The organism is Methylomonas sp. PHL2-19, assembly GCF_059331595.1.
Genome location: NZ_CP196839.1, coordinates 947,761 through 961,635 on the forward strand (window position 1 = coordinate 947,761; position 13,875 = coordinate 961,635).

The 13,875-nt window shown below is 52.6% G+C and carries 10 protein-coding genes; all 10 read left to right on the forward strand.

Features of this window, described 5'->3' with window-relative positions:
* Positions 1–17: 17 nt before the first annotated feature.
* The 10 genes from tssH to ACR02O_RS04455 all read left to right on the forward strand — a co-directional run bounded on the left by tssH (position 18) and on the right by ACR02O_RS04455 (position 13,780).
* The gene (gene tssH, locus ACR02O_RS04410; RefSeq protein WP_205451568.1) at positions 18–2,711 is read left to right on the forward strand and encodes a type VI secretion system ATPase TssH; all 2,694 of its coding nucleotides are present in this window, start codon (positions 18–20) and stop codon (positions 2,709–2,711) included.
* 103 nt (positions 2,712–2,814) lie between these two features.
* Complete coding sequence (locus ACR02O_RS04415; RefSeq protein ID WP_205451567.1) at positions 2,815–3,399, forward strand: hypothetical protein; 585 nt, start codon at positions 2,815–2,817, stop codon at positions 3,397–3,399.
* A gap of 715 nt (positions 3,400–4,114) precedes the next feature.
* Positions 4,115–4,645: a putative adhesin gene (locus ACR02O_RS04420; protein ID WP_205451566.1), complete on the forward strand. Its 531-nt coding sequence runs from the start codon at positions 4,115–4,117 to the stop codon at positions 4,643–4,645.
* A 331-nt stretch (positions 4,646–4,976) separates the two neighbouring features.
* Positions 4,977–5,444 carry a hypothetical protein gene (locus tag ACR02O_RS04425; protein ID WP_205451565.1) on the forward strand — a complete coding sequence of 156 codons (468 nt, stop codon included), beginning with the start codon at positions 4,977–4,979 and terminating at the stop codon, positions 5,442–5,444.
* On the forward strand, positions 5,441–5,746 hold the full coding sequence (locus tag ACR02O_RS04430; RefSeq protein WP_205451564.1) for a hypothetical protein: 306 nt from the start codon (positions 5,441–5,443) through the stop codon (positions 5,744–5,746). Before ACR02O_RS04425 ends, ACR02O_RS04430 begins: the two co-directional genes overlap by 4 nt.
* An 85-nt stretch (positions 5,747–5,831) precedes the next feature.
* Entirely contained in the window at positions 5,832–6,413 is a 582-nt protein-coding gene (locus ACR02O_RS04435) for a DUF6931 family protein (protein ID WP_225892927.1), read from the forward strand.
* A gap of 10 nt (positions 6,414–6,423) precedes the next feature.
* Positions 6,424–6,717, forward strand: coding sequence for a PAAR domain-containing protein (locus tag ACR02O_RS04440; RefSeq protein ID WP_101053084.1), 294 nt, complete (start codon positions 6,424–6,426; stop codon positions 6,715–6,717).
* A gap of 46 nt (positions 6,718–6,763) precedes the next feature.
* Positions 6,764–8,716, forward strand: a complete 1,953-nt coding sequence (locus ACR02O_RS04445; protein WP_415879295.1) for a type VI secretion system Vgr family protein — start codon at positions 6,764–6,766, stop codon at positions 8,714–8,716.
* 151 nt (positions 8,717–8,867) lie between these two features.
* Positions 8,868–13,301, forward strand: a complete 4,434-nt coding sequence (locus tag ACR02O_RS04450) for an RHS repeat-associated core domain-containing protein (RefSeq protein ID WP_494522872.1) — start codon at positions 8,868–8,870, stop codon at positions 13,299–13,301.
* Positions 13,298–13,780: an immunity 26/phosphotriesterase HocA family protein gene (locus ACR02O_RS04455; RefSeq protein ID WP_458138926.1), complete on the forward strand. Its 483-nt coding sequence runs from the start codon at positions 13,298–13,300 to the stop codon at positions 13,778–13,780. The genes ACR02O_RS04450 and ACR02O_RS04455 overlap by 4 nt, the downstream gene beginning before the upstream one ends.
* The last annotated feature ends 95 nt before the right edge of the window (positions 13,781–13,875 follow it).

The following is a 13,875-nucleotide window of genomic DNA, read 5'->3' on the forward strand; positions in this document are numbered from 1 at the left end:
AGCGAGGAATAAACACCATGGCGGAAATTAGCCGAGTCAAGTTGTTTGGGAAATTGAACAAGGTTTGTTACAAAGCCGTCGAGGGTGCGACGGTGTTTTGCAAACTAAGAGGCAACCCCTATGTCGAGTTGGTGCATTGGTTAAGCCAACTGCTACAACTGCAAGACTCCGATTTGCACCGCTTGGTGAAGCATTACGGTTTGGATGCCTCGGTGATTGCCAAGGACGTGACTAACGCGCTGGACCGCTTGCCGCGCGGTTCTACAGCTATTTCCGATTTTTCGCCGCATATCGAGGATAGTGTCGAACGCGGCTGGGTCTTCGGCACATTGTTGTTCGGTGAGTCTCAGGTGCGCAGCGGCCATTTATTGGTCGGTATGTTGAAAACCAAATCCTTGCGCAACGAGTTGCTGGGAATTTCCAAAGAGTTCGAAAAACTCAGACCGGATACGGTTTCCGACGAGTTGCCGAAGATTGTGTCCGGTTCACCCGAAGATGGATTGGTTGCCAATGATGGTTCGCTGGTTGGCGCTACGCCCGGCGAAGCCAGCGGTGCGATTGCACCGGCAGCGATGGGCAAGCAGGAGGCGCTGAAACAATTTACCGTTGACCTGACCGAGCAGGCGCGTAACGGCAAAATAGATCCTATCGTGGGCCGTGAGGAAGAGATTCGGCAGGTCATCGATATTCTGATGCGCCGCCGGCAGAACAATCCGATTCTGACCGGTGAGGCCGGTGTCGGCAAAACCGCAGTCGTCGAAGGCTTTGCGCTGAAGATCGTCGCCGGCGACGTGCCGCCGTCATTGCGCGATGTGAGCTTGCGGACTTTGGATGTCGGCTTGTTGCAAGCCGGCGCCAGTATGAAAGGCGAATTCGAAAACCGCCTGCGCCAAGTCATCGAAGAAGTGCAAGCCTCGCCAAAACCCATCATTCTGTTTATCGATGAAGCCCATACCTTGGTGGGTGCGGGCGGCGCGGCAGGTACCGGCGATGCCGCCAATCTATTAAAACCGGCGCTGGCACGCGGCCAATTGCGCACCGTCGCGGCCACTACCTGGGCGGAATACAAAAAACATATCGAAAAAGACCCGGCCTTGACCCGACGTTTTCAGGTCGTGCAAGTGCTGGAGCCGAGCGAAGCAAAAGCCATCGGCATGATGCGCGGCGTGGTCTCGGTGCAGGAAAAACATCACCAGGTGTTGATTCTGGATGAAGCGCTGGAAGCGGCCGTCAAATTATCCCATCGCTATATCCCCGCCCGGCAATTACCAGATAAGGCTGTCAGCTTATTAGACACCGCCTGTGCCCGAGTCGGCATCAGCCAACACGCGGTGCCCGCCGAAGTGGACGACTGCCGTAAACGCATAGAAGCCTTGGAAACTGAGTTGGCGATTATCGGCCGGGAAAAAGCCGTCGGTGTCGAAGTGGCTGCGCGGGAGCAAGTAGCTAACGAAAAATTGGCTGCCGAACAGGAGCGGCTGGCTGGTTTGGAAGAGCGTTGGAATGCCGAGAAGGAATTGGTCGGCAAGATTTTGGAATTGCGCGGCAAACTCAGATCGGCTGGACACGCTGTCGATACAGCCGAACCGGCGGAAGGCGATGCTGGTAGCGAAGCCAATGATCGCGACGCTTGGCTGACCGAATTGAAAGCCTTGCAGGCTCAACTCCACGCACAACAAGGCGAGTCGCCGCTAATTTTGCCAACCGTCGATCAGCAGGCTGTAGGCGCTGTTGTGCAAGATTGGACCGGCATTCCGGTTGGCCGGATGGTCAAAAATGAAATCGAAACGGTACTGAAGCTGCCGGATTTGCTGGAGCAGCGCATCATCGGCCAACGCCACGCACTGGAGATGATCGCCAAGCGCATCCAGACTTCGCGCGCCGGCCTGGATAATCCGAACAAGCCCATCGGTGTATTCATGCTGGCCGGTACTTCCGGCGTGGGTAAGACAGAAACCGCGTTGGCGCTAGCCGAAACCTTATATGGCGGCGAGCAAAACGTCATCACCATCAACATGAGCGAATACCAGGAAGCGCATACCGTTTCCACCTTGAAAGGCGCGCCTCCGGGCTATGTCGGTTACGGCGAAGGCGGCGTGTTGACCGAAGCGGTAAGGCGCCGGCCGTACAGTGTGGTATTGCTGGACGAAGTGGAAAAAGCCCACCCCGATGTGCACGAGATTTTCTTCCAAGTGTTCGACAAAGGCTGGATGGAAGACGGCGAAGGCCGGGTCATCGATTTTAAAAATACCTTGATCTTGCTGACCACCAATGCCGGCACCGACCTGATTGCCAACTTGTGCAAAGACCCGGATTTAATGCCGGAGCCGGAAGGCATTGCCAAGGCTTTGCGCGAACCGTTGTTAAAAGTATTTCCGCCAGCCTTGCTTGGACGTTTAGTCGTTATTCCTTACTACCCTCTCAACGACGAAATGATAGGCGCAATCGCCCGGTTGCAATTGGGCCGAATCAAAAAGCGCGTCGAAGAATCGCACAAAGTCCCGTTCAGTTACGACGACGAAGTCATCAAACTGATTGCCAGCCGTTGTACTGAATTGGAAAGCGGCGGACGGATGATAGACGCCATTTTGACCAATACCGTGTTGCCGAAGATTAGTGAGGAGTTCTTGACCCGAATGATGGAGGGTACGCCTATCCAAAGAGTGCATGTGAAGGTTGAGGACGGTGAGTTTGGGTATGGGTTTTCCTGACACCTTAAGTTGGTCTGATGCTCCACTCGGGGCCATAGATGACAAAGTTTAAGGGGCTCGTTGTAGTTTTCCGAATGTTCAATTTTAAGTAGAGGATAAAATCATGGCGGTCAGTAAGAGCATTGCGGAAGCGGCGGTGAGCGGTATTAATATGGATGTGGCGTCCGCTTTGGCAGGTTATTTCGCAGGTCATAAAGACGGCAAACATCGTTCTAAGACTTTGGCGATGGCTCATAAAACTGGAGCTGCACGAGTTACGTTTTTTCAAAAAAAAGTAACTCGTTCAGTTAAGACAGGGGAAAAGGAAGAGGTTGTTATAAAGAAGGGGTGGCATGGCACTTCCACCGAGGAGATTGTCAAGGTGCCTATTATGACTCCGCAGATTTTTTGGGAGGATCAGAAAGAGGAAGACGAGCAGCAACTTGTATCGTTAGCGCTTAAAAGTTCGCCGTCGCCGACCTACTATAAGCATGTTACGTATCCTGATAGCAGGTTTCATTTCGTAAGTCCGTTACCCAGTTTTGTTAAGGCTTATGAAGTGATACTAGGAAATGGGGGGAGTAAATCTATTGCCGAATTAGACAGGCTTAGCATAGTAATTATTGTCGGTCAGGGGACGAATCATCGGATAGTAACTGTGATGGCTGAGTCGTCGGTTGATGTTGCGAATTGGCAAAAACTTGTTTGAAATTTAACTATCGCTTTTTAGATTAGGTTCGAATACTCGGTTGCGAGTTGGTTATTTGATTGTATTTTCATGCCTAAAGAGTGGTTGCTGGTGAATTAATACGGGCTGTCGGAAAACAGAGTAAAAGTTTGTTTAGAGAGTCTGGAGTGAAATCAATTTTTACAAGAAAATATAGGCCATAAAAAATTGATTTTAAATGCGCGTTTAAAGTTGATATGAAGAATTGATTTGATGATGGTTTGGCTTGTTTTTTGGGTATTTAATAATACGGAAGAGTGATTTTTGAATTATTTAGATGGGCTATTTTTTACGGCGTATTTGTTTGGTAAGTGGTTGAAAGACTATTTGTTAAAAGTAAGTTAGGATGCAAAATATGTGCAATTCCGAGTATTGGCTCAGGGTGTAGGGAAGCAGGCAGCATTAAAATTAGATGGGTCAATTGGCAGGCTGGTAACGCTAGACCCAAAATCGAGATTAGTGTCGGTTAATAACCTAGCACCGGGGGGCTCAAACTCAGGTGAGCTATTTGGACGACTTGTTAATTTATAGTCGAATAGAGCGCGTTGATATTGTGTGAAAAATCTGCTTTAGGTTCCAGTGTCTGACACATCGGATGCCTATCCGTTGCTCAGTCCTTGTCGCTGGGTTTGTTACAAATGATTGAAGCTTTTAGATCATTAAACTATTTGCTCAATAAAAAATAGGGGAGTTGAAAATGAAATATTTTATGACAGGGCATGGTGGTTGGACTGTGTCGGATGGATACTTTGATCTGCCAAAAGGAACAACCGTTAAGTTTTATACTGAGAATGCAAAGCTCATGCTTTCGAGCGATGTTTATAAAATTGTCAATGGAACCTTTAAAGGTAGCCCAACAAACATCGTAGGTGAGTATCGTAGCTGCCAGAATATGACGCTGTATCCCGATGATGCAGAATATATCGGACCAACTGATGCTGCGTTGGCTCAGAATCCGGATTCTGCCAATTGCAGAGTCTATCGAGTTACCGCAGCGAAGAAACTCAAGGATATTGTTAAGGACTTGGCTGGACATGAAATTATCTGGTGTTGCTGTCGAGACCTAAGCCTACGCGCCAGTGCAACTCAAGTTTACGACCCCAAGCTAAAGCAATTTGTCCCAGGTGTTGGCTCGAATTTGGCGACAAAATCTGGGATTAACGCCGGTGTCGAATTGGATACGGGGAAGTTCCTAAATTTCAATAAGGCTACGTGGAATTGGGATTAAATTTGTAAATAGAGATAGCGGTAACGCTTGCAGCGTATATAAAGACACAATTCTGGGGAATGTATTTTCGTAATTGTGGCCTGCGCCGTCCATATTTAGTTATCCAGGTCATTATCACTCTATGCAAGAAAACCGTAAGAATCCAAGATTCCCGCTTATCGGGAGTAATGGCTAAGGGGTTCTAAGAACTGAAGGTCCGAGTAGTGAAACGTATTCTAGGAGTCATTCCTTAGAATACGTTAACGCTATTCTGAGCTACGATAGCTTTCGCCTATTTTGACAATTTAAAAAAGTCTGGGGTACTTCACAATGATAATCTCTGTAAGTAAAGATGACACATTTAAATTCAGTCAATGATTTGCGGGAATATATTAAGGGGCTGGGGGAGTTTCGGGCTCGGCCTATTGTTGCCGGACAGCATCCGACTTTGTATTTGGATCAAAGTCAAGGAGCTATGATTGAAGGTATACGAGAAAAAGATTATCTTTTTTCGCCGTGCAAAAACTGGGTGGAACCGCATGAACAAATGGGGCTTTCATTTTCGGCTGGATGGAATCATTTAAAAGATCAGATCAAATTAAAACGTAAATGGAATAAAGATAAGCCAATTGATATTAATTGGTTATTGGCGAGCTTTGAATTGCCGGCTGGGCTCAAGTTTGTACAAGATACTCGGGATAATCAGCACTATTTGTTAACAGTTACCGAGCGTATGACCATCGACGCCTTAGCGGCAAAACTATTGATGATTGCCGATAGAATGGCAGTATATCCGCATGTGGAAAGGTTCTTGAAATGATTGCCTACAAGTATCCTGAGGAAAAAGAAATACTCATGCACTATGCTCATAAACTACAAGCAAATGGCATCATCGAGATTATTGACAAAGGATATGTAAAAAACGCCCACGAGGCCAAACTGCTGACGGCGTTTTTCTGGCAGATGGTCGACGAGTCGGTTAAAGATGCTGAGCAAGGGTTTGATGCCGCTGGTCATCGCGATCTTCAAGCCTATGATGAGTACATCATGAACACACTAAGATCTTATCTGGTTAACGCCGGATATGAAAAAGAATGGAGTGACGATGATGAGTCTGCGTAGTGAGATAAACGGCATAATAAGCTGAACGGTTTTTCGATTTATATTTGAAAGGTGAACGGAAAGTGGGGAATACATGGCTGGCGCAGTGTCATTAACTAAAGTATCGATACCTAAAGCCTCGGCGATTTGCCAGGATATTCAACTGGATCAGCAAGCAACTGCAGGCCTACTTGCGGACCCTGCGCCGGTTGATTTTTTGAATAAATTGCTCGAACAGCAACTTTATCCCGATGCCGTGCGTTTTATGGCCAGAGCGTTACCCAAGCGCGAAGCGACCTGGTGGGCCTGCCTTTCTGCGCGCAGTGTGGTGAGCCCGCAAACACCCCCTGAAGTCGTTAAAGCGCTCGATGCTGCAGAGTTGTGGGTATTTAAGCCAACCGAGCCTAATCGCCGGGCCGCCAACGCTGCCGCTCACAGCGCATCCTTCGAAAACCCTGCCGCATGGGCAGCCATGGCCGCGTTTTGGAGTGATGGCAGTATGGCGCCGGAAGACGCACCATCGGTTCCTCCTGCGGATAATCTGACGGCCAAGGCGGTGGCCGGTGCGGTAATGTTGGCGGCGGTATTGACTCAGCCGGAAAAGGCCTATGAGAAATACCAATTTTTTATCGATCAGGCTATTGATATTGCCAACGGCGGTAACGGCCGACTTTGGCAGGCGGCTTAAGGAGATTGCGATGGGACAGCCGGCCGCACGATTAACAGATATGCATGTTTGCCCGATGTTTACGGGACCGGTCCCGCATGTCGGCGGACCGATCAGCGGCCCCGGTGCGCCGACCGTCATGATAGGCAATATGCCTGCGGCGCGCGCGACTGATATGTTGGTCTGTGTTGGGCCGCCAGATACCATCGCAAAAGGGTCGGCAACCGTGATGATAGCCAACATGCCGGCCGCCAGGATGGGTGATATGTGCGCCCATGGCGGCACCATTATTCTCGGTTACCCTACGGTACTGATCGGTGGCTGACGCCGGCTTTATCTCAAAATTATCGTTTTAGCGTTAGGATTTCACCATGCCACTTTCTCAAGAATCTCGCACCGCTTCGGTGGTGACAGCCGCCGGTGCGGATACCTTTGTGCTGTATCGGATGACTGGTAAAGAACAATTGAGCAGTTTGTTCGAGTACGAGTTGGAATTGCTGAGCGAGAACGGCGATATTGATCTGCAAACGGTGTTGGGCACCAGCATTACCGTCAAATTGCAACTGGATAACGGTGCGCTACGCCCGTTCAACGGCATTGTCACGCAGATTAACCAATTCGGTATGCTCGGCGACCTGTATTTCTACCGAGCTATTGTGCATCCGAAAGTTTGGTTACTGACGCAAGCCAGTAACTGTCGCGTTTTATCGCCGGCGCCGGCGACCAAAAATGTACCGGACATGGTCAAGGCTGTCCTCGCCGAGCATGGTTATACCGACGTAACGACAAAGTTTTCCACCACCTACCAGCCCCGCGATTTTTGCGTGCAGTATCGGGAGACCGACTTCAATTTTATTAGCCGGCTGCTCGAAGAAGAAGGTATCTACTATTACTTCACGCATACCGACAGCATTCATTCGCTGGTGTTGTGCGACGACATTACCAAGTTGGCGGCAGCGACACCGGCCACGGTCAAATACTACCCTGCCGCAAACCAGGGCGGGCGCGACGAGGAGCATTTTTATGAATGGCGGCTTGGACGGCAAATTCGTTCCGGCAGTTACCGCTTAAAGGATTTCGATTTCGAGGCGACAACCGCGCCTTTGGACAAAGTCAAAGATTTGCCTGGCGAACATGCTCAAGCCAGCAAAACCGTCTACGACTATCCGGGGGAGTTCAAAGTAGACAGCGAGGGTGAGCGATACTCACGCCTGCGCATGGAAGAGCTACGCGCGGAGCACGAGCAAACCGTTGCGCTCGGCAATGTGCGCACGCTGGCGGTAGGACAAAAATTCACCTTGTCGGAATTTCCGCGTGCCGATCAAAACCGTGAATATCTGACGGTATCCACCCAATTCCAGATCCAAAACAACGACTACGGTATTGCCGAAGCGGGCGGCATGGACGAGTTTCAATGTACCTATTCCGTTATCAGTACCGAATACGCCTACCGTCCGCCGCGGCGTACCCGTGTGCCGGTAGTGCAGGGTGTGCAAACCGCCATAGTCGTCGGCGGCAGCGGCGACGAAATCCTGACCGATCAATATGGCCGGGTTAAGGTGCAATTTCACTGGGATCGGCTTGGCACAAAAAATGAAAATAGCTCATTTTGGGTGCGGGTTGCGCAGATTTGGGCCGGCAATAACTGGGGATCGATGTTTATTCCGCGCGTCGGCCAGGAAGTGATCGTCGATTTTCTGGAAGGCAATCCGGACAATCCCATCATCACCGGGCGCGTGTATAACGCCCAACAAATGCCGCCTTATAGCTTGGATGCCAACAAAACCCAAAGCGGGATTAAAACCCGTAGCACGCCAAATGGGGCGGCCGAAAATTTCAACGAAATTCGCTTCGAAGACAAGAAAGGTAACGAAGAGCTCTACATGCACGCCGAGAAAAACTTTACGCGCATTGTTGAAAACAACGACGTGCAAAAAATCGGTTTTGAGAAAAAAGATGCCGGCGACCAAACCGTGGACATCTACAATCACCGCACCATCACGCTGGATCAAGGCAACGACAAATTGACGGTCAAGACCGGCAATCACACCGTGGAAATCGACAAAGGCAACGACAGTTTGACCGTCACCCAAGGGAACCGGACCGTCAAAGTCAACGCCGGCAGCATTTCCGAAGAAGCCGGGCAGTCCATAGAGCTTAAAGTGGGCTCCAACAGCATTAAAATCGACAATAGTGGCGTCACAATCAAAGGCATGACCGTTAAAATCCAGGCAGACACCCAGGCCGAATTGAAGGGCTTGCAGACCACGGTGAGTGGCGATGGCATGCTGACCCTTAAAGGCGGGATGGTGATGATCAACTGATGATCATTTTTCCGCCGCGCGAAACCAACCGGATAGAGTAAGGATAATGCTGGAATACTACAGGGATAAGGGACGCCGGGCCGGCGTCGAGCTGGGTCGCGACGACAATGCGTCCATCCAGACTACAGCGTGTGCCTGGATGGAGGTATAGATGGCCGGATGGAAAGATCCCAGGCCAACGGGCTCCGAGATCCGGCCGCGCAACATCGATGCCGGCACGACGATCCGCGATGCTACGCCACGGCCGACACCCATAGGCGTATTACCCGGCCAACCGGCCAAGGCAGCACCGCGCATAGTAGCGACTCGTAGCGGTTTACCGACATTAAAGCCGGGCTCGCAAGGTGCCGAGGTTCGGCAGTTGCAAGGCTTACTTAACGCCTGTATTAGTCCATCGCCAAACTTGGTCCTTGATGGGCGGTTTGCTCAGGCTACCGCGAATGCCGTGCGCCAGTATCAACAAAGTGTCGGCATTAACGCGGACGGTATCGTCGGTAAAGACACCTGGTTTTATCTGCTGAAGGGTGATAAAGCGAAAGTCGCAGCGCCGATGCCTCCACCGCCACCCGCAACTGCCAGTACTAGCGCGGTCCAATCGGCTCCCGCACCTAATATGCCTATGCCGATACCGGTGGAAACGGTGGGGAGCTGGACGCTGGAGCGCAAATTTTCCGAAGCCTTGCGTTTAACCGCACCCAAACTGCCCGGCAGTATGCGCCGCGAGTTTGAGGCGCTGCTCAGTCCGGAAAGCTTGGCGATCATGGCCGCAACATTGGTTATTTGGGCTGGCGCCCACGTGTTTGGCGTTGGCGAAATCGTCGATATTCTGATGCTGGTCGGCGGCATCCTGATGTTCGGGCTCGCGGTATTCGGCGTCGCCCGCGACCTGGGCGAATTTTTGGCGATCACCGCCACTGCCGGAAGCGAACAAGATCTAGACGAAGCTGCCACGCATCTGGCGGAAGCCATCGCGGTGATCGGTGTTGCGGCCTTCGTCGCGCTGTTGGCAAAAGTGCGTTCTTTACGCGGAAAAAAAGGCTTGGCCCGCGAATCGGGAGCCGCCTCGGAAGCAGTAACGCCATCGCAAGCAACCGGCAAATCGGCATCCGGTAAAGCGCCGGCTCGCGCGGGTGCGGCGGCGGAGGGAGAAGCTGCAGGTCCCGCAACTTCCAGTAAACCCGCCGAACCGGTTGGCAGCCAATGCGTCACTAAAGGCTGCCCAATCAGCATGGTGACCGGCGAGGAAATGCTGGAAAAGGTGGATTTTACCTGGGACGGACCGCTGCCTTTGGAATGGCGGCGTTTCTATCGAAGCGGCCAGTCCGACATCGACCGGCAACTGGGTTACGGGTGGCTGACGCCGCTGGACGAATGGCTGGAGATCGGCGAGGCCGTCACCTTTTGTAATGCCGACGGCCAGCGTGTCGAATTGCCGTTACCGAAGCCGGGCGCTCATAGCATTAATATATCCGAACAACTGCGCTTGTATCGGGAAAACGGCCAGTATCGCATCGTCGATCCTAGCGGCTTAGCAAGAACCTTCACCGGTCGGTCTGGCCGTTGCCCTCTGCGGGCCTGGCACAACAGCCAGGGCCAAAGCCTGTATTTTCACCGCGACGCCAACGGCGACGTCGAGCGCATCTCCGCCAGTTGGAATAAGCATTTACTGCTGGAACGGCAAGGCCGGCGCGTCGTCGCCATTCGTCCCGGCAAGCGCAGCGGAAACGGATTCGAAGCGGCCGGCCAGCCGCTGGTAAATTATCTTTATAGCGAAGAAGGCGATTTAATCGGTGCTCGCGACCGGCTCGATCAAGGCGAAACCTACGCCTACCGCAATCATGTCGTCGCCCGCCGCACCCTGGCCAGCGGCTTTAACTTTTATTTCGAATGGGATCAAGACACGCCGCAAGGCAAATGCTTGCACAACTGGGGCGATAACGGCGTTTACGACTACCGCTTCGAATGGTTGCCGGACGGCGTCAGTCATGCCATCGACTCGCGCGGCGGCGTCGCGATTTATCGGCACGATCCGCAAGGCCTGTTGCTTTCCGAGCGTAGCCCGGAAGGTCGGGAAACCCGCCACAGTTACAATGCCGATAACCAACTGGCGCAAACCGTGGCGCCGGACGGCGGCGTCACCCGCTTTAACTACGATAACGAAGGCCGTCTGATCGGCGTCTCCGATGCGCTGGGTTTTAGTCAGCGCGTCAAATACGACAAACAAGGCCGTCCGGTCGAACTGATCGATGCCTTGGATCAGCGTTGGCTGCGCCGCTACGACGCCAGCGGCCGCCTGGAAGAAACCGTCGCCGCCAACGGCGCGGTCACCCACTACCAATACAACGCCCAAGGCGTGCCGGTGCGTATCACCGATGCACTGGGCCGCACCCGCTCGCTGTTGTGGGACGAACAGTTGCGCCTGGTCGGCGAGATCGGCTTTGAGGGCATCAAGACCCGCTACCAATACGACGATGATGATCGTATCGTCGCCATCGTCGATCAAGACAAACGCACCACCCGTTACGGCTACGACGCGGCCGGCCGCGTTATCGCAGTGCAACACGCGGACGGCAGCACCGTGCAACTGCGCTACAACGCCGCCGGTTTATTGACCCATTACATCGATGGCCTGGGCCACACCACCGAATACCGCTACGACGACGGCCTGTCCCAACCCACCGCCCGCATCGATCCGCTGGGCCACGAAATGCGTTATCGCTACGACAGCGAACGCAACCTGATCGGCCTGATCAACCCCAAAGGCGAAACCTACAGCCTCAACTACGACCGCGACGAAAACCTCATCGAAGAAATCGGCTTCGACGGCCGCATCCAACGCTACCGCTACAACGCCGCCGGCGCGCTGGAAGCCTATCTGCAACCCGGCGCCGACGGCGATTGGAGCGTCACTCGCTTCGAACGCGACCGTCTCGGCCGCTTAATGAAAAAACACGCCGCCGACGGCAGCCTGAGCCAATACGGCTACGATCCGCTGGGCCGCTTGCAACTAGCCAAAAATGCCGACAGCCTGGTGCTGCTCGGCTACAACGCCCTGGGCCAGATCAACCAGGAAAACCAGAACGGCGCCATCGTCCGCCACAAATACGACCTGCTGGGCCGGCGCATCTACACCGAAACCCCGGACCGGCACCGCATCGACTACCGTTTCGGCGAGCGCTACCTGGACAGCATCGAATTCGACGGCCAAACCCTCACCAGCCACCGCTACGACGACCTGGGCCGGGAAATCGGCCGCGGCCAAGGCCCACTCAACACCGACTACGACTACGATCCGCTGGGCCGCCTGTTGCGGCAACGTGTCGCCGGCAAGGGCCAGGCGCCGCTGATCGGTCGCCAGTACAGCTACGATACGGCCGGAAAACTCCGCGAACTGGACGACCTGCGCCAGGGCCGCAGCCAATACCACTACGATCCCGCCGCCCGCCTGATCCGCAGCGAAGGCCTCAGCCCGGAAAGCTTCGTCCACGACCCGGCCGGCAACCTGCTGGGCGCCAGCGCCGAAACCGGCCGCGTCGAAGGCGACCGCTTGCTGATGATGGGCGACCGCCACTACAGCTACGACGTCGCCGGCAACCTGATCGAAGAAAAACGCGGCAAGGCCGGCCACAGCGTCACCCGCTACCAGTACGATAGCGACAACCGCCTGATTCGCGCCGAAACGCCGAATGGCACGACGCAATACCGCTACGACGCCCTAGGCCGACGCATCGCCAAGCACACCGCGCAAGGTGAAACCCGCTTTCAATACGACGGCCCACGCCTGCTGGCGGAAACCGATAGCCAGCGCAGCCGCACCTACCTATTCGAACCCGGCAGCTTCCGGCCCTTGGCGCTGCACGAGCAGGACCACACCCAAGCTAGCGGAAGCACCTACCACTACCACCTGGACCATCTCGGCACGCCCAGGGAGCTGACCGATACCGATGGCAGAATCGTCTGGTCCGCCCGCTACCGCGCTTACGGCAACCTGGCTCTGGCGGATGTCGAAGCCATCGACAACCCGCTACGCTTTCAAGGTCAGTATTACGACCAAGAAACCGGTTTGCATTACAACCTGAACCGGTATTACGATCCAAATGCCGGAAGGTTTATTCATCAGGATCCGATTGGGTTGGCCGGAGGCTGCAATCTTTACCAATATGTCCCAAATCCAGTGAATTGGATTGATCCACTTGGATGGGTTCACGAAAGCACGTCTGGCTATAGTGTGTACGGGCTGTTCGACAAAGGAGCGGATAAACCATATTACGTAGGAATTTCTAACGATCTCACCAGGAGAGGAGGAGAGCATTTGGATTCTGGACGTTTAACTGATGGAGCAACTTTACGTCCTTTGGACAGAAATGTAACTTATGGGCAAGCGCGAGGTTATGAACAAGCTTATATGGAGCAATATGAAACAAAGACCGGTAGGATTGGAGAAGAAATATCAGGCACGAATCGAGGTAATAAAGTCAACTCATTCGATCATGAGAATACGACCCGTGATCCAACTCGACAGGCCGACTTTGAAAATAATTATAAGGCAAAGATGAAAGCGCTAAATGGAGGTGACTGCGGATGAAATTATCTAATGTCAAAGAGTGGGGATCAAAGCCTCGTACAATGTTACGTTTTATTAAGTGCGGTGATATTTTTGTGTTTAAACTTTATGAGGGGAAGTTTGGATTTGGTAGAGTTTTAGCAAAAGTAGATATTGGGCACGTTGTTGAGGTATTTGACAAAGTTCTAAAATCTCCATCCGTTACAACTGAATTGATTGAGCAAGCAAAGCGCTTAGGTTCGCCGATTATCTTAGATTCCTACAGCTTATTTGACAGGCGTCTGGAAGGTGATTGGCAGATTATTGCCCATCATGATGGGTTTCGGATGAGCGATACCGACAATGTATCGTTCGTCTATGGACATCCTAACGCATGGAAGAAAATTGATGTTTTAGGAAATGAATCTGCCATATCAGACAGTGAAGCGAGCCTTCTTCCCTTCTACAGTCCGACCCGTGATGCTTCGGTAAGAAGTTTATTTATACCTGATACCCCATAACTTAACGCCTAACATGCCTGCGAAATATTTTGACGGAATAGCTGATGTGCCGAGGCCATTAATATATTCAAAATATTGCACATCCCCATTTGCAT

Bases quoted from the DNA above. Each gene is read 5' to 3' on its own strand.
- tssH (WP_205451568.1), top strand. From the start codon at position 18: ATGGCGGAAATTAGCCGAGTCAAGTTGTTTGGGAAATTGAACAAGGTT.
- ACR02O_RS04415 (WP_205451567.1), top strand. From the start codon at position 2,815: ATGGCGGTCAGTAAGAGCATTGCGGAAGCGGCGGTGAGCGGTATTAAT.
- ACR02O_RS04420 (WP_205451566.1), top strand. From the start codon at position 4,115: ATGAAATATTTTATGACAGGGCATGGTGGTTGGACTGTGTCGGATGGA.
- ACR02O_RS04425 (WP_205451565.1), top strand. From the start codon at position 4,977: ATGACACATTTAAATTCAGTCAATGATTTGCGGGAATATATTAAGGGG.
- ACR02O_RS04430 (WP_205451564.1), top strand. From the start codon at position 5,441: ATGATTGCCTACAAGTATCCTGAGGAAAAAGAAATACTCATGCACTAT.
- ACR02O_RS04440 (WP_101053084.1), top strand. From the start codon at position 6,424: ATGGGACAGCCGGCCGCACGATTAACAGATATGCATGTTTGCCCGATG.
- ACR02O_RS04445 (WP_415879295.1), top strand. From the start codon at position 6,764: ATGCCACTTTCTCAAGAATCTCGCACCGCTTCGGTGGTGACAGCCGCC.
- ACR02O_RS04450 (WP_494522872.1), top strand. From the start codon at position 8,868: ATGGCCGGATGGAAAGATCCCAGGCCAACGGGCTCCGAGATCCGGCCG.
- ACR02O_RS04455 (WP_458138926.1), top strand. From the start codon at position 13,298: ATGAAATTATCTAATGTCAAAGAGTGGGGATCAAAGCCTCGTACAATG.